The following is a 15,343-nucleotide window of genomic DNA, read 5'->3' on the forward strand; positions in this document are numbered from 1 at the left end:
AGCGGGAGTCTAGCACCGACCGCCAGGCGTCCATACCGCAAAAACGTGACCTGTGCGACATTTAGAAACGCTTTTACCCATCTGCTCCCTTTCATATACTCTTGCCCTTCACCCGCATTGAAGGACCCGCCATGTGGTTTAAAAACCTGATGTTGTACCGCCTGACCAAGCCACTTGGGCTGGTGGGTGACACCTTTACTCAACGCCTGGCCGACAACCGCTTCACTCCCTGCGGCAGCCAGGACATCGCCCGCTATGGCTTTGTAAACCCGGTAACCCGCCGCGAAGAGGGCGAACTGGCCCACTTTGGCGACGGCTGCTGGCTGCTGTGTGTGCGCCAGGAAGAAAAACTGCTGCCCGGCGGCGTGATCAAAGAGCTGCTGGACGAGAAAGTCGACGAAATTCAGCAGGCCCAGGGCCGCTCGGTGGGCCGCAAGGAAAAGCAAAGCATGAAGGAAGAGATCGTCACCGATCTGCTGCCTCGCGCCTTTGTCAAAAGCCGCTTTACCTACGCCTACATCAGCGAGAAACAAAACCTGGTGGTGGTGGATTCATCCTCTGCTGCCCGCGCCGAAGAAGTGCTGGGGCTGCTGCGTAAATCCATCGGCTCGCTGCCGGTCACCCCGGTTACGGCGGCCACCCCGGTGGCGGTTAGCCTCACCGACTGGCTGAAAACCCAGGCGCCCAAGCCTTTTGAAGTGGAAGACGAAGCAGAGTTTAAATCCCTGCTCGAAGAAGGCGGCGTCATTCGCACCAAGAAACAGGCCCTGAACGACGACGAGATAAGCACCATCCTCGACAACCAGCGCATGGTCTCCAAGCTCGCCATCAACTACCCGGACAACCTGTCCTTCGTGCTGGACGAGAACCTGGGCATCAAACGCCTCAAGTTTGCCGATGTCTTGCGTGAAGAAAACGACGACATCGACGGCGCTGACCGCGTTGCCCGCCTGGACGCCGATTTCGTGCTGATGACCCGCACCTTCGAGCAGTTCATCCCCGAACTGCTGGCCGCCTTGGGCGGTGAGGCCGACCAGTTGGCGTAACAAAAACCCATGAAAAAACGCGGTCTTGGCCGCGTTTTTTTATAGGTCGAAGGCTTCTTTGAGTTCCGCCAAGGGCTCGGTAAACGCCGGGTCCTCAAAGTAATCGGCCGAGGGGATCAGTCCCTTGGCCAGCGCCTCCTTGATTAAGGCATCGGTGTCGACGCCATAGCGCTGCAACAAGCCGCAGCTCAGCGCACCCAGGCGCACAAAGGTGGCGTAATCGGGCTCGGGGGCTTGGTAGTCCGGGTCCTTCCAGTGGCGCACCACTTTTAGCAGGTCTTCATTAAAGCCCCAGGAGCGCAGGATATTGAGCCCTAGCGGCTGGGCCAGGCGGTTAAGCACCTTCTTCAGCAGATAAGGGCTGGTGACCGCGTCGGGCATCTGCTCGGCTTCGGCCAGGATGGGCAGCACCCCGATATTGTGGATAAGCCCCGCCAGTTGGGCGCCGTCCACCGTCAGTTGCCGGGGGTTGGCGCCGCCCCTTGCCAGATACGAACCCAGCAGCAGACAAGCAGCGCTGGACACCGACACGCTCTCTTCCCACTCGGTCATCATCACGTCCTCGATGATGGGGTGGGAGCAGATAAAGAGCTGCTGCATGGCAGCGGCGGTGACCATGGAGCGGATCTGGCGGGTGCCGATGCGGCCAAGGGCGCCCTGGATGGAGTCTACCGCTGCCACCCGCCGGTAATGGGCGGTGTTGGCCATGCGGATCACCCGGGCTGCCAGGGCCGGATCCTGGCGGATGATATCGGCCAGTTCGTCGAGGGCGATTTCGTCCTTTTCGGTGGCCGAGCGCACCTGCAGGGCCACTTCTGGCAGGGTGGGCAGGATCAGTGAGTCGTTCTTGATCTTGTGGATCAAGGATGCAAGCAAGTCGTTTTCATTGGCCATGGTTGTCGAGCCATTCATCGTTATAGTGCCTAATCACTATACCTTAAGGCAGATCAATTTCATCCATGCAAAGCGGCGCTATGCTGCGCTCCCTTTAGCAGCCAGCCCAATATTCCATGCCAGCCCCAGAACTACTCTGCCCTGCCGGTAGCCTCAAGCACCTCGAATACGCCTTTGCCTATGGCGCCGACGCCGTTTATGCCGGCCTGCCCCGCTATTCGCTTAGGGTGCGCAACAACAGCTTTACCCCCGAGAACATCCAGCAGGGCATCGACCGCGCCCATCAGCTTGGCAAAAAGTTCTACCTGGTGGCCAACATCCAGCCCCACAACACCAAGGTGGATACCTTTATCCGCGACATGGCGCCGCTCATTGCCATGGGCCCTGACGCCCTTATCATGTCGGACCCCGGCCTTATCATGCTGGTGCGAAGCCATTTCCCGGACATGGCCATTCACCTGTCGGTGCAGGCCAACGCCATCAACTACGCCAGTGTCGACTTTTGGGCCCGCCAGGGCATAGCGCGGGTCATTCTCTCGCGGGAACTGTCCCTTGAGGAAATCGCCACTATTCGTGAGCGCTGCCCCGGCACCGAGTTGGAAGTCTTTGTGCACGGCGCCCTTTGCATGGCCTTTTCCGGGCGCTGCCTGCTGTCGGGCTACATCAACAAACGCGACCCCAACCAGGGCGCCTGCACCAACGCCTGCCGCTGGCAATACCAGGCCAGCGCTGCCTGTGAAGACCAAAACGGCGATGTGGTCAGCCGCGAGCCGCAGATCATGGTGGTTACCGAGCAAAGCCGCCCTAACGAGCCGATGGCCGCCGAAGAAGACGAACACGGCAGCTATATCTTTAATTCCAAGGATTTACGGGCGGTGGAGCATGTGCCAGCGCTGGTGGCCATGGGGGTGCATTCGCTGAAGATTGAAGGGCGCACCAAAAGCCACTATTACGTGGCCCGTACCGCCCAGATTTACCGCCAGGCCATCGACGATGCCGTGGCCGGCAAACCCTTTGACGAGGGTTATCTGCAACAGCTCGAACACCTAGCCAACCGCGGCTACACCGAGGGCTTTTTGCGCCGCCATGGCCCGGCCAGCCTGCAAAACTACCAAAGCGGCAAACCCGCCTCGCCTCACCAGTTTGTCGGGGAAGTGCTGGGCGAGCAGCAGCAGGACGGCAGTATCGATATCACCGTCAAAAACCGCTTTGCTCTGGGCGATAGCTTGCTGCTGGTCACCCCCAAGGGGAACTACCCGCTGCACCTTAAGGCCCTTTTTGACAAAAAAGGCCAGCCCATCACCGTGGCGCCCGGCGATGGCCATCAGGTCAAAGTGGTGCTGCCCCAGGCAATCGACTGCCGCCTGGGCCTGCTGGTCCGCCTGGGAGACACGCCGTGACCTTGAGCATCGACAGCGATTGCATCAACTGCGATATGTGCGAGCCAGAGTGCCCCAACAAAGCCATCACCATGGGCCTTGCCATTTATGAAATCGACCCGGCCCGCTGCACCGAGTGCGAAGGCCACTACCCTGAGCCCCAGTGCGTCAACGCCTGCCCCATCGATTGCATCAGCCAGGGAGAGGTTGAGAGTAAAGAGACGCTGCTGGCCCGCTTTGCCGCCCTTTGGGGCTAGCCGTTATTTTGCGATCCCCGCCAAAGTCCCCCGCCGCTGCTCTTTACCCGGGCAGCGGCCCGTGGTTCACTTGCGCCCTTTGAAAAAAGAGCGCCCCGAGGGCCCTGAAAGGAAAGTCCAACGTGGAAAAGGTGACAGCCGCAGACGCCCCCCAATTCAAAGGCTCCAGGCTTCGTAACTATCTGATGTTCCTTATCCCATCGCTGATTGGGATCGGCCTTTTCATGACCCCACTGCGCTACCAGGGCGACATCACCATCGCCATTGCGGTAGTGGCCAAGAGCTTTAAAGCGCTTTTAGAAGGGGTTATGCCCATCCTGCTGACCCTGATTGTCAGCCTCTCGGCCCTGGTTACCGTCTTTTGCCAGCTGTTCAAACCCGCCAAGGTGATGGCCAGCCCCTTTCTCAAGGGCCTGTTTTGCCCCAACTGGCTGTGGACATTGGTGCGGGTGATTGGCGCCGTGTTTGCGGTACTGATTTATAGCGGCAAGGGCCCGGCCTACCTGCTGGACCCCAACACCGGCGGCCTGGTGTTTGGCGATTTGCTGCCAACCCTGTTCTCGGTATTTATCTTTGCCGGTTTGCTGCTGCCGCTGCTGCTGGATTTTGGCCTGCTCGAATTCGTCGGCACCCTGATGACCAAGGTAATGCGGCCGGTCTTCAAGCTGCCCGGGCGCAGCGCCGTGGACTGCTTTGCCTCCTGGCTGGGTGACGGCTCGGTGGGCATTCTCTTGACCGGCAAGCAATACGAAGGCGGCTTTTACACCCAAAAAGAAGCGGCCATCATCGGCACCACCTTCTCGGCGGTGTCCATCACCTTTTCCTTGGTAGTGCTGGCCCAGGTCAAACTGGAAGGCTACTTCCTGCCCTTTTACGGCGCTATCTGCCTGGCCGGGGTGGTAGCCGCCATCGTGGTGCCGCGCCTGCCGCCCCTTCGCTGGAAGAAAGATCACTTTATCGGTGGCAGCCCCCGCACCGGTGAAGAAGAAGCCATTCCCGGCCACCACGGCGTGATGAGCTTTGGCCTGGAGCGGGCCCTGCACCGCGCCGACAGCATCGAGAGCCTGAAAAAGCCCCTGGGCGACGGCATCAAAAACGCCCTAGACATGCTGCTGGGGGTGTTGCCGGTGGTGATGGCGGTGGGCACCATTGCGCTGCTTATCGCCGAGCACACCCCGGTCTTTGGCTGGCTGGGTAAACCCTTTGTGCCCTACCTGGAACTCTTGGGCATTCCCGAAGCGGTGGCCGCCTCCAAAACGGTGATGGTGGGCTTTGCCGACATGTTCATCCCCTCGGTGCTCATTACCGGGGTAGACAACGAAATGACCCGCTTTGTAGTCGCGGCCATGTCGGTGACCCAGCTGATTTATCTCTCCGAAGTGGGCGCCCTGCTGCTGGGTAGCCGCATTCCGGTCAACTTTATCGAGCTGTTCGTTATCTTCATTCTGCGTACCCTGGTGACCCTGCCGGTGATTGCCGCCGTGGCCCACTGGGTGTTCTAAGCCCGCTTTACAGCCCCCCAAGGCGCCCCTATGATGGGCGCCTTCTTTATTGCACCCCTGATAAGGACATCCCCCATGAGCAAAGTCATCAAAGGCGTTATCGCCGTTGCCGTTATCGGCGCCGTAGGCGTGCTGGGTACCAACTGGTACCTCGGCAAGCAACTCAAGGAAGCCATCGCCCAACAGCAGCAAGAACTCGCCATCCAGGGCATGGCCCTGAGCTACAGCGATGCCTCAGTCAACGCCCTGACCCACAGCTGGACAGTAAGCGGCATCAGCTTCAAAGGCCCCCAAGGCGATCTTTTCAAAGTGGCCGAAGTCAGCTCCAACAACTTCGACATGGACCAGGTGCAGCCCCACAGCCTGGCGGAATTTTCTGGCCTGGAACTGAGCCCAGAGCTGCTGCAAGAGGCCCCAGCCGAGCTCAAGGATGCGCTGGGCAAGGTTAAGCTGCACGGCCGCCTGGAAAGCCACTACGACGCCAGCAAAGGCACCTTTGAGTCCAGCACCCTGCTTGACGACAAATCCCTTGGCGAAGTGGAAATGCAGTTCAGCACTGCTGGCGCCACCCCCTTTATCGAGTTCGCCAACCAGTACAGCCAAAAGCTCAAGAACAACCCGCCCAAAGGCGCCAACGCCGAGCGTGAGCTACTGGGCCAGCTGATGCCCAAGCTTCAGCAAATGGCGATCAACAACGTCAGCCTGCGGGTAAAAGACGGCGGCCTGGTGGACTTGTTCTACCGCTTGCGCGCTGCCGATACCGGCCTCGATAAAACCCACCTTCAACAGCAGCTGGGCCAGCAGGTTGCCATGAACCCGCTGCTCACCGACGCCCAGCGCCAAACCCTGCAAGACTTCTTTCAGGGTGGCCACGAGCTGACCATCAAGGCCAGCCCCAGTGAGCAGCTATCGGTCGGCGAGATGATGACCCCCGCCTTCCAGCAGCGCTTCAGTACCCCGCAGCAATTGCTGCACTTTCTTGGTCTGACCTTTAACGGTAACGGCTTCGAAGCTTAATCAAAGGGCGCCAAATGGCGCCCTTTTGGTAAGGGTTCATCCGGGGCGCCTATAGTCAGAGGCAGCAATAAGGAGGAACCCATGGCATTACGTACCCTGACCGCCCCCCTGGGCTTGGCCCTGTTACTCTCGGCCTGCACCAGCACCGGTGACACCCCGGCCGAGAAACGCCAGGCCGTACTGCAAATGCAGCAGCAAACCCTGGCAAGGCTCTATGCCAAGCATCCAGGGGCCCGCACTAAAATCGCCAACGCCTATGGCTACGGCGTTTTTGATTTGGCCAACCAGAACCTGATTTTGCTGTCCACCTCCGGTGGCTACGGCGTGCTTACCGACCAGGCTGGCCACCACACCTACATGCGCATGGGCGGTGGCGGCATCGGTTTTGGGCTGGGGATCAAAGACTACAGCGAAGTGGTTATCTTCAAGCACAAAGCGGATTTCGAGCGCTTTCGCGACTTTGGCTGGGACGCCTCGGCCCAGGCCGAAGCCACCGCCAAGGCCAACGACAATGGCGGCGATGTAGCGGCGAACCAATCGGTGGATTTAGATGTCACCACCTACCAGCTCACCGAGTCGGGCATTGCCTTGCAAGCCACCATTGGCGCCGCCAAATACTGGCGCTGGGACGAACTCAACTGACAGGGGCCTTGGGGCCCTTTTTTATCGCCCCGGCTTTTGCCTTGGCAAAGCCCTCGGCTATATCAGTTAGGCGTTGAATATCTTAAAGTTCATGGCCGTTTAGCCGATATTAGCCAATAGAACCTTTCCCAAGGAAGACAGCTTATGCGCAAGAATCTCCCTGTCGTCGACTCAGAGGTACAGGTACCTGAGGGAGAAGAGCTGGTCTCGACCACCGATCTGCGTGGCGTGATCACCTACGCCAACGACGCCTTCATCAAGGTCTCGGGCTTCAGCGAAGCCGAGCTCATTGGCCAGCCTCACAACCTGGTGCGCCACCCGGACATGCCCTCAGAGGCCTTTGCCGATGTCTGGGCCAAGCTCAAGGCCGGCCGCCCCTGGCGCGGCATGGTAAAAAACCGCTGCAAGGATGGCCGCTATTACTGGGTGGATGCCTACCTGACCCCAATTATGGAAGGCAAGCAGTGCGTGGGCTTCCAGTCGGTGCGGCGCAAAGCGACCCGCCACCTTATCGAGAAAGCCGAAAAGGCCTACGCCCGCATCAACAAGGGCGAGAAGGTCCGCAAACTGGTGGACCTGCGCGGCTTTAGCTTTGGCGGCCTGCCGGTGCTGGTGCTGGGCCTTATCGCCTTCTTTGTGTTTGGTTTTACTACCGCTCTTGCCTTCTGTATTGGCGGCCTGGTGTCGGCACTGGGCATCTTTGCCTGGCTGCGCCCGTTGTGGGTTCAAGACGAAAAGGCCACCAATTTTCACGACTTGCACCTGTCCCAGGCCATCTACGTGGGCCACGGCTTTGGCGCCGGCATGCGCTTTGACGCCATGATGAACTGGTCCCGCAACGCCGCCATGCTGGGCCGCACCAAAGACGCCACCCATTCGCTGAGCGATGTGTCTACCAACCTGGTGCGCAGCGTTACCCACACCCGCAAGGAAGTGCAGGCCCAGGAAGACGAAGCCAACAAGATGGCGGTGGCCATCAACCAGCTGACCGCCACCATCCAGGAGATCGCCCGCTCCAGCCAGAACACCTCTGACGAAGTGCGCGACACCCATACCCAGTGCGACAATGCCCGCACCGCCCTGAAAGACTCGGCGGTGCGCATTAATAAACTCCAAGATGACGTGGAAGAATCCGCCCGCGCCGCCGAGGCCCTGCAAGCCGAGACCCAGAAGGTCACCAGCATCATGGGCGAGATTGAAGGCATTGCCGACCAAACCAACCTGCTGGCCCTGAACGCCGCCATCGAAGCGGCCCGGGCTGGCGAGCATGGCCGCGGCTTTGCGGTGGTGGCCGACGAAGTGCGCGCCCTTTCCAGCCGCACCCAGCAGTCGGCCGGTAATATCCGCGATAGCCTGGCTGGTATGCGCCGCATGCTCGACTCCTGGCGCGAGCTGATGGAGCGCAACCGCGAGCACGCCCAAAGCTGCGTGGACGGCACCCAGGCAGTAACAGTGACCCTGGACGACATCTTTGGCCGGGTTGCCGAAATCAACGACTTGGCGGCGCAAATTGCCACCGCCGCCGAAGAGCAAACCGCGGTAGCAGTAGAGGTCAACGACAACATCCAGCGGCTCAAGGATTTGTCCGAGAGCACCTCCTTTGCCATGGACGAGCTGGAAAAAAGCGGCCTGCTGCTCAACAAAAACACCGACCGCATCGCCGGCCTGGCCCGCACCTTCGGCTAAGCGTTAGCGCCCCTCTCAAGGCCAGCCATCACGGCTGGCCTTTTTGTTATCATGGCTCCCCACGCCGTACCCGGAGCCAACACCATGTCCCAGCAGGTTGCCGTATTCGACCTCGACCACACCCTGATTGATACCGACAGCGCCAATGGTTTTGGCCTCTGGGCCCACCGCCAGGGGCTCTGGGCCGTGGACGACCTGCACGGCAAACTGGCCCACTGGCACCGCCTTTATGTAGAAGGCGCCCTGCCAGTGGACGAATACCTGGCATTTATCATCTCCCCTTTTACCGGCCAGCACCGCGATACCGTCGCCGCCTGGGTGGATGCCTTTGCCAAAGAAGAAGTGGCCCCCAAGGTGCGAGCCGACGCCATGAGCGCCGTCAGGCGCCACCAGCAGCAGGGTCACCGGGTGATAGTGGCCTCCGCCACCATCGCTCCCATAGTAGAAGGGGTATGTAGGCTGCTGGGGCTCGATGAAGTGATAGCCACCGAGCTTGCCGTCGAGGGTGGCGTCTTTACCGGCCAATGCCAGGGGGTGCCCAGCCTCGGCCACGGCAAGGCCTGGCGGCTGACCCAGCATCTGGGTGAAAAGCCGGCCCTGCTGCACGCCTATTCCGATTCCATCAACGATCTGGCGCTATTGAGCCTGGCCGATAGCGCCCATGTGGTGACCCCTGACCCAAAGCTTGCCGCCATCGCCGAAGTGCGCGGCTGGCCGGTGTATCACTGGCGATAAAAAAACCGGCCTTGAGGCCGGTTTTTTATCAGTCGCGCCCGGACAAGGGGGCTTGGAAGGCAGGGCCCATATCCCAGGGCTGCTCAATCCAGGTGTCCTGGGCAATATCAATCACGTACTGGTCGATAAGGGGCTTGCCGCTGGGTTTGGCAAACACCGCCACCAGCTTGGCCTTGGGGTACATTTCCCGCAGGGCGCGGGCGGTATTGCCGCTGTCGACCAGGTCGTCCACCACCAGCCAGCCTTCACCGTCACCCACCGCCTCGCTGGCCGGTTTGATGATGTTCAGGCCGCGCTGGGCGTCGTGGTCGTAGGAGGAAATGCACACGGTATCGACGTTGTGCACCCCCAGTTCACGGGCCAGTACCAGAGCCGGGGCCATGCCGCCACGGGTAACCGCCACTATGCCTTTCCACTGCTCGGCAGGCAGCTGACGGGCTGCCAGTTCGCGGGCGGCCTGATGAAAGGCTTCCCAGGTGACCAGGTATTTTTTTGTCATAGCATCATCCTGCAAAAGCAAATTTCAAGAAGAACAGCATCGCCAGCACCCACACCGCCGGGCTCACTTCTTTGAAGCGGCCGGCCAGAGCCTTGACCAGGGCGTAGCTGATAAAGCCAAGGGCAATGCCGGTGGCGATGGAATAGGTCAGCGGCATCATGATCAGTACCACCGCTGCCGGTACCGTTTCGGTCAGGTCATTCCAGTCCAGGTGGCGAAGGCTGGTCAGCATCAGCACCGCCACGTACACCAGGGCGCCGGCGGTAGCAAAAGCCGGCACCATGCCCGCCAAGGGCGCGAAAAAGAGCGCGGCCAGGAACAACACCCCAACGGTAACGGCGGTCAGACCGCTGCGGCCACCGGCGGCAACGCCAGCGGTGCTTTCTACATAAGAGGTGGTGGTGGAAGTACCCAAAGTGGCACCGACGATGGTGGCGGTAGAATCGGCCAACAATGCCTTGGAAAGCCGTGGCAGGTTGCCCTTTTTATCAAGAAGATCGGCCTTTTGGGCGACCGCCAGCAAGGTGCCGGAGGTGTCGAACAAGTCCACGAACAAGAAGGCGAAAATCACCGACAGCATGGAGAGGCTAAAAGCGCCGGCCAAGTCCATCTTGGCAAAAGTGGGGGCCAGAGACGGCGGCGCCGACACCAAGCCATGGTATTCGGTAAGGCCAGCCACCACCCCCAGCACGGTGATCAGCAAAATGGCAATCAGCACCCCGCCTTTTACCCGCCGCGTCTCCAGCGCCACAATCAGGAAAAAGCCGAGGATAGCCAGCAGCACCGAGGGTTTACTCAGATCGCCCAGGCTCACCAGTGTGGCCGGGTTGTCCACCACCACACCGGCGTTAGTGAGGCCAATCATGGCCAGGAACAGGCCGATACCAGCGGCTATCCCCACCTTCAGCGCGCCGGGTATGGAATTGATTATCCACTCACGAATTTTGAACAGCGACAGCAGCACGAAGATACAGCCACTGAAGAACACCGCGCCCAGGGCGGTTTCCCAGCTGTAGTGGTCGTGCAAAACCACGGTGTAGGTAAAGAAGGCATTAAGGCCCATACCCGGTGCCAGGGCGATGGGGTAGTTGGCCAGAAAGCCCATCACGAAACAGCCAAAGGCGGCTGCCAGACAGGTGGCCACGAAAATCGCGCCGTGGTCCATACCGGTCTTGGCCAGTACCGACGGGTTGACGAAGATGATGTAGGCCATGGTCAAGAAAGTGGTGATACCGGCTATCACTTCCTGACGGGTATTGGTGCCGAGCTCAGAGAGCTTGAACAGTTTTTCGAGCATGGGGGAGCCACTCAAAGACGGAGAATGGCGCGCGATTATCCAAGCAGGGCAAACGTTTTGCAAGGCGCGAAACAGCCATTCCCGAGCTGCATCAGGTTACTACCATGTTACCCAAAACCCCTGGTCGGTAAAGTGCTAATAAAAAAGGCCGCTTACGCGGCCTTTTCGGTTAACCAAATGTACCCTGCACATAATCTTTGGTGCGGGCATTAACCGGTTTTTTGAACACCTGCTCGGTTTCACCGAACTCGATGAGCTCGCCCAGGTACATAAAAGCGGTGTAGTCGGAGATCCGCTGCGCCTGCTGCATGTTGTGGGTCACGATGACGATGGTGTAGTGCTTGCGCAGCTCGCTGATGAGCTCCTCGATACCCTGGGTGGCAATGGGGTCCAGAGCCGAGGTGGGCTCGTCCATCAAAATCACCTCGGGCTTGAGGGCGATGGTGCGGGCGATACACAGGCGCTGCTGCTGGCCACCAGAGAGGCTGGAGGCGTCGCTGTTGAGCTTGTCTTTCACTTCGTTCCACAGCTGGGCCTGTTCCAGGGCCTCACGCACACGCTTGTCCATCTCCTTGCGGGACAGGCTCTCATAGAGCTTGATACCAAAAGCGATGTTGTCGTAGATGCTCATCGGGAAGGGAGTGGGCTTTTGGAACACCATGCCCACCTTGGCGCGCAGGTCGTTCAGGCTCACCTTTTTGGTCAGCACGCAGCTGTCGTCCAGCAGCACGTTGCCCTCGGCGCGCTGGCCGGGGTAGAGCTCATAAATGCGGTTCAAACAGCGCAGCAGGGTGGATTTGCCACAGCCGGACGGGCCGATCATCGCGGTAACGCGATTCTTGTAGATAGGCAGGCTCACTTCGAACAGGGCCTGCTTGTCCTTACCGTAGAAGAAATTCAGCCCTTGAACGTCCATGCGTTTTTTAAGGGGTGAAGCCTGGTAATTCTGGATATGGGCGACCTGGCTCATCAGGACCTCCGTTTTTTCAGTTGCGGCAGTACCCGCGACAAAATGTTGAGAAGCAGGATGGCCATGGTGATCAGCAAAGCGCCGGCCCAGGCCAGTTGGTTCCAGGATTCGTAAGGGCTCATGGCGAACTGGTAAATGGTTACCGGCAGGTTGGCCATAGGCTCATTGGGATTGAGGGTCATAAAGCTGGAGTTAAGAGCGGTAAACAGCAAAGGCGCCGTTTCACCGCTGATGCGCGCCACCGACAGCAAGATACCGGTCACGATACCGGTACCGACGCTGCGATAGCACAGGCTGACAATCACCTTCCAGCGCGGGGTGCCAAGGCCGGCACCGGCTTCACGCAGGTTACGGGGCACCAGTTTGAGCATCTCTTCGGTGGTGCTGATGATGATGGGCAGGGCAATGATGGCAAGGGCGATACTGCCGGCCCAGCCGGAGAAGTGCCCCATGCCTACCACCACCAGTTGGTACACGAAGAGGCCCACCAGGATGGAAGGGGCGCTCATCAGCATGCCGTTCAAAAAGCGGATGGTGTCGGCGGTCTTGGAGTTCTGGCCAAACTCGGCCAGCCAGGTACCGGCCAGCACCCCAATCGGGGTCGCCAGCACAATGCCCAGGGCGGTCATCATCACGCTGCCGATAATGGCGTTGGCCAGGCCGCCTTCACCGCCGGGGCCCGGGGTGACTTCGGTAAACAGCGACCAGCTCATGCCGGCCAGGCCTTTTTCAAAGAGGGTGTAGAGGATCAACACCAATACGCCCAGGCCCAGCAGGGTGGCACCCAGGCAGAAGGCCTTGAACAGCACGTTCTTGGCTTTACGCATGATCATTGCATTTTCCTCCGCAGCAGCACCCGGGCTGTACCCATCACCACGAAGGTGATCATGAACAGCACCAGGCCCAGGCCGATAAGAGAAGCGATGTGCGTCTCACCGGTGGCCTCGTTGAACTGCTCGGCGATGGTGGCGGAAATCGAGGTAGCCGGCATGAACAGGCTGACGTCCATGCTCTGGGCGCCGCCAATGACGAAGGTAATGGCCATGGTTTCCCCCAGAGCCCTTCCCAGCGCGAGGATCAGCGCGCCGAAAATGGGGCCCTTGATGGCGGGCAACAAAACCTTGGCAATCACTTCGAACTGGGTAGCGCCGATACCGTAGGTGGCTTCACGCAGTACGTTGGGCACTGTGCTGAGCGCCTCTTTGATAAGGGAGGTCAGAATTGGCAGGATCATGAAGGCCAGAATGATGCCTGATGTCAAAAGTCCCACACCCATGGGGGGCCCACTGAATAAGCTGCCGATAACCGGCAGCTCTGCCAAATGCTCACCAGCCCACATCTGGAACCCTTCAGAGAACCAGGGGGCAAACACAAAGAGACCCCACATGCCGTAGATGATGCTGGGCACGGCGGCCAGCAGCTCAATGGCAATGGACAATGGCTTGGACAGCCATTTGGGGCTTAGCTCGGACAGGAAGATGGCCACACCCACGCCAACGGGCAAGGCCAGCAACACGGCGATAAACGACGACACCAAGGTGCCGTACAGGGCGTTAGCGGCCCCGAATTGCTCGTTTACCGGGTCCCATTCATTGCTGAAAAAGAATCCCAGGCCGAACTTTTCAAGGGCCGGCCAGGCGCCTGTCACCAGCGACAACAGCAAAGCAAACATCAATACAGCGATGAGCCCTGCACTGGCCATGCTGGCCTTACGGAAGAATCCATCGCCATCCACTGGGAATGCCTTGAGCAGTAATGCTTTCATAGTCAAAGGTATCAGCTCTACAAACAACGAAACCCCCGTGCCGGAACACGGGGGTAAATTTCATGACAACTTACTGTTAGTAAACAGCTTTGCCATTGTTTTTGATGTCCTGGGTCCACATGGATTCAACCATTTTGACCACATTGGCGGGCATCGGTACGTAGTCCAACTCGGTGGCCAGCTTGTCGCCTTTCTCGTAACCCCACTGGAAGAACTTCAGCACTTCCTTGGCAGTCTCAGGGTTAGCCTGCTCTTTGTGCATCAGGATGAAAGTAGCGGCAGTCATCGGCCAGGAGTCGGCACCAGGCTGGTCGTTGAGGATCAGCTTGAAGCCAGGAGCGTGGGCCCAATCGGCGTTGGCAGCAGCGGCCATGAAGGCTTTCATGGAAGGCTCTACAAAGGCGCCGGATTGGTTTTGCATCTGGGTGTAGGTCAGGTCGTTGGTTTTGGCATAGGCAAACTCAACGTAACCGATAGAACCCTTGGTGCGCTTAACGAAGTTGGCGACACCGGCGTTGCCTTTACCGCCCAACTGGTGAGCTTCTTTCGGCCAAGCCACTTCTTTACCTACGCCTACGTTGGCTTTCCAGTCGCCAGAAACGCGGCTCAGGTAGTCGGTGAAGTTGTAGCTGGTACCGGAACCGTCAGAGCGGTGTACGGCGTAGATAGGCAGGTGAGGCAGTTTCAGGCCGCCGTTCAGCTTTTTCAGCTCAGCGTCGTCCCAGAATTTTACTTTGCCCAGGTAGATGTCAGCCAGGGCTTCGCCAGACAGTTTCATTTCACCGGCTTTGATGCCAGGAACGTTAACAACGGCAACGATGGAGCCCATAACGGCCGGGAACTGTACCAGGCCTTGCTTGTCCAGCTCGGCTTTGTCGAGCGGCGCATCGGAAGCACCGAAGTCAACGGTGTTAGCGATGATTTGTTTGATACCACCACCAGAACCGATAGCCTGGTAGTTCAGTTTGACGCCGGTTTCCTTGTTGTATTGCTCGGCCCATTTGGCGTAAACAGGATAAGGGAAGGTAGCGCCAGCGCCGTTGATCACGGTGTCTGCAAAAGCAGAGGCTGAACCCAGAACAGCGCAGCTAAGTACCACACCTTTAAGCAACTTATTCATATCGAGATCCTAAAACCAGTTGGTGAGATGAGACGCCTTGGCGCCCCCTTTTTTCATCAGGTCGGCAGTTTTTTACCATCGCAAGATGACGGCTATGTGACAGCTTTAGGACAGTTGCTGGAGACGGGGGGTATGAAAGGGAAAAAAGCCAATAAAAAAGGGCCCTTGCGGCCCCTTTTGTCATCACAGGATTTTTTATTTTTTCTTTGGTGCCTTGGACCACTGAGTGGGGTAGAGGAACAGCGGCATGCTACGCTGCTCACCCTTGGCCGGCGGAAAAACACCCTGGTTGGCAAAAGGAAAGACGATTTTCATAGTTCAGCTCCTCAATTTCGTTCACAGGCTTCTCGGCACTTGCCCTCTTGGGCGCCTGATCTCGGTTCCGTGGAGATTCTTATCCCCCAATCCATGGAGTTAGCACGAGGAGGTTTTCTCAACCTCGAAGCCAGTATAGCAAAATGTAGTTTTATTACAATAAAACCCAACAAAAAATCCTTAAAACACCAGTTTACGCGGGCGTAAAGTAATTTAATT

The 15,343-nt window shown here is 58.8% G+C and carries 16 protein-coding genes; 9 read left to right on the top strand and 7 right to left on the bottom strand.

From position 1 onward, the window contains the following. The first annotated feature begins 131 nt into the window (after positions 1 to 131). Entirely contained in the window at positions 132 to 1,046 is a 915-nt protein-coding gene (rdgC, locus tag EDC28_RS00385) for a recombination-associated protein RdgC (RefSeq protein WP_050657681.1), read from the top strand. A 39-nt stretch (positions 1,047 to 1,085) separates the two neighbouring features. On the opposite strand, the gene EDC28_RS00390 is transcribed toward rdgC, so the two are convergent. Continuing rightward, complete coding sequence (locus EDC28_RS00390) at positions 1,086 to 1,958, bottom strand: HDOD domain-containing protein (RefSeq protein ID WP_083445737.1); 873 nt, start codon at positions 1,956 to 1,958, stop codon at positions 1,086 to 1,088. 98 nt (positions 1,959 to 2,056) lie between these two features. On the opposite strand from EDC28_RS00390, the gene trhP reads away from it, so the two are divergent. The 7 genes from trhP to EDC28_RS00425 all read left to right on the top strand — a co-directional run bounded on the left by trhP (position 2,057) and on the right by EDC28_RS00425 (position 9,158). After that, complete coding sequence (trhP, locus tag EDC28_RS00395; RefSeq protein WP_123420298.1) at positions 2,057 to 3,340, top strand: prephenate-dependent tRNA uridine(34) hydroxylase TrhP; 1,284 nt, start codon at positions 2,057 to 2,059, stop codon at positions 3,338 to 3,340. Beyond that, complete coding sequence (locus EDC28_RS00400; protein WP_050657684.1) at positions 3,337 to 3,576, top strand: YfhL family 4Fe-4S dicluster ferredoxin; 240 nt, start codon at positions 3,337 to 3,339, stop codon at positions 3,574 to 3,576. The genes trhP and EDC28_RS00400 overlap by 4 nt, the downstream gene beginning before the upstream one ends. Before the next feature lie 122 nt (positions 3,577 to 3,698). Continuing rightward, entirely contained in the window at positions 3,699 to 5,078 is a 1,380-nt protein-coding gene (locus EDC28_RS00405) for a YjiH family protein (RefSeq protein WP_336391473.1), read from the top strand. Between the two features lie 75 nt (positions 5,079 to 5,153). Next, complete coding sequence (locus tag EDC28_RS00410) at positions 5,154 to 6,095, top strand: hypothetical protein (protein ID WP_123420299.1); 942 nt, start codon at positions 5,154 to 5,156, stop codon at positions 6,093 to 6,095. Between the two features lie 81 nt (positions 6,096 to 6,176). Then, positions 6,177 to 6,737, top strand: coding sequence for a lipid-binding SYLF domain-containing protein (locus EDC28_RS00415; RefSeq protein WP_123420300.1), 561 nt, complete (start codon positions 6,177 to 6,179; stop codon positions 6,735 to 6,737). Positions 6,738 to 6,881: 144 nt separating this feature from the next. After that, positions 6,882 to 8,423 carry a methyl-accepting chemotaxis protein gene (locus EDC28_RS00420; RefSeq protein ID WP_050657687.1) on the top strand — a complete coding sequence of 514 codons (1,542 nt, stop codon included), beginning with the start codon at positions 6,882 to 6,884 and terminating at the stop codon, positions 8,421 to 8,423. Between the two features lie 84 nt (positions 8,424 to 8,507). Continuing rightward, positions 8,508 to 9,158 carry an HAD family hydrolase gene (locus tag EDC28_RS00425; RefSeq protein ID WP_170163979.1) on the top strand — a complete coding sequence of 217 codons (651 nt, stop codon included), beginning with the start codon at positions 8,508 to 8,510 and terminating at the stop codon, positions 9,156 to 9,158. Positions 9,159 to 9,186: 28 nt separating this feature from the next. Here the strand turns inward: EDC28_RS00425 and gpt are convergent, their stop codons facing one another. The 6 genes from gpt to pstS form a co-directional block, all read right to left on the bottom strand. Further along, positions 9,187 to 9,657: a xanthine phosphoribosyltransferase gene (gene gpt / locus EDC28_RS00430; protein WP_050657689.1), complete on the bottom strand. Its 471-nt coding sequence runs from the start codon at positions 9,655 to 9,657 to the stop codon at positions 9,187 to 9,189. A gap of 4 nt (positions 9,658 to 9,661) precedes the next feature. Next, on the bottom strand, positions 9,662 to 10,993 hold the full coding sequence (locus EDC28_RS00435; RefSeq protein WP_336391486.1) for an NCS2 family permease: 1,332 nt from the start codon (positions 10,991 to 10,993) through the stop codon (positions 9,662 to 9,664). A gap of 130 nt (positions 10,994 to 11,123) precedes the next feature. Beyond that, positions 11,124 to 11,924: a phosphate ABC transporter ATP-binding protein PstB gene (gene pstB / locus EDC28_RS00440; protein WP_050657691.1), complete on the bottom strand. Its 801-nt coding sequence runs from the start codon at positions 11,922 to 11,924 to the stop codon at positions 11,124 to 11,126. Then, a complete protein-coding gene (gene pstA, locus EDC28_RS00445) occupies positions 11,924 to 12,757 on the bottom strand; it encodes a phosphate ABC transporter permease PstA (RefSeq protein ID WP_050657692.1) in 834 nt (277 codons plus the stop codon). Before pstA ends, pstB begins: the two co-directional genes overlap by 1 nt. Continuing rightward, positions 12,754 to 13,689 (bottom strand): phosphate ABC transporter permease subunit PstC, encoded by a 936-nt coding sequence (pstC, locus tag EDC28_RS00450; protein ID WP_050657693.1) that lies wholly within the window; start codon positions 13,687 to 13,689, stop codon positions 12,754 to 12,756. The genes pstA and pstC overlap by 4 nt, the downstream gene beginning before the upstream one ends. A gap of 76 nt (positions 13,690 to 13,765) precedes the next feature. After that, on the bottom strand, positions 13,766 to 14,809 hold the full coding sequence (gene pstS, locus EDC28_RS00455) for a phosphate ABC transporter substrate-binding protein PstS (protein WP_050657694.1): 1,044 nt from the start codon (positions 14,807 to 14,809) through the stop codon (positions 13,766 to 13,768). A 27-nt stretch (positions 14,810 to 14,836) separates the two neighbouring features. Between pstS and EDC28_RS20210 the strand changes: the two genes are divergently transcribed. Beyond that, positions 14,837 to 15,331: a hypothetical protein gene (locus EDC28_RS20210; RefSeq protein ID WP_211355705.1), complete on the top strand. Its 495-nt coding sequence runs from the start codon at positions 14,837 to 14,839 to the stop codon at positions 15,329 to 15,331. The last annotated feature ends 12 nt before the right edge of the window (positions 15,332 to 15,343 follow it).

The organism is Gallaecimonas pentaromativorans, assembly GCF_003751625.1.
Lineage (GTDB): Bacteria > Pseudomonadota > Gammaproteobacteria > Enterobacterales > Gallaecimonadaceae > Gallaecimonas > Gallaecimonas pentaromativorans.

Coding starts and splice junctions, on each gene's coding strand:
- rdgC (WP_050657681.1), top strand. CDS start 132: ATGTGGTTTAAAAACCTGATGTTGTACCGCCTGACCAAGCCACTTGGG.
- EDC28_RS00390 (WP_083445737.1), bottom strand. CDS start 1,958: ATGAATGGCTCGACAACCATGGCCAATGAAAACGACTTGCTTGCATCC.
- trhP (WP_123420298.1), top strand. CDS start 2,057: ATGCCAGCCCCAGAACTACTCTGCCCTGCCGGTAGCCTCAAGCACCTC.
- EDC28_RS00410 (WP_123420299.1), top strand. CDS start 5,154: ATGAGCAAAGTCATCAAAGGCGTTATCGCCGTTGCCGTTATCGGCGCC.
- EDC28_RS00415 (WP_123420300.1), top strand. CDS start 6,177: ATGGCATTACGTACCCTGACCGCCCCCCTGGGCTTGGCCCTGTTACTC.
- EDC28_RS00420 (WP_050657687.1), top strand. CDS start 6,882: ATGCGCAAGAATCTCCCTGTCGTCGACTCAGAGGTACAGGTACCTGAG.
- EDC28_RS00425 (WP_170163979.1), top strand. CDS start 8,508: ATGTCCCAGCAGGTTGCCGTATTCGACCTCGACCACACCCTGATTGAT.
- gpt (WP_050657689.1), bottom strand. CDS start 9,657: ATGACAAAAAAATACCTGGTCACCTGGGAAGCCTTTCATCAGGCCGCC.
- pstB (WP_050657691.1), bottom strand. CDS start 11,924: ATGAGCCAGGTCGCCCATATCCAGAATTACCAGGCTTCACCCCTTAAA.
- pstA (WP_050657692.1), bottom strand. CDS start 12,757: ATGATCATGCGTAAAGCCAAGAACGTGCTGTTCAAGGCCTTCTGCCTG.
- pstC (WP_050657693.1), bottom strand. CDS start 13,689: ATGAAAGCATTACTGCTCAAGGCATTCCCAGTGGATGGCGATGGATTC.
- pstS (WP_050657694.1), bottom strand. CDS start 14,809: ATGAATAAGTTGCTTAAAGGTGTGGTACTTAGCTGCGCTGTTCTGGGT.
- EDC28_RS20210 (WP_211355705.1), top strand. CDS start 14,837: ATGAGACGCCTTGGCGCCCCCTTTTTTCATCAGGTCGGCAGTTTTTTA.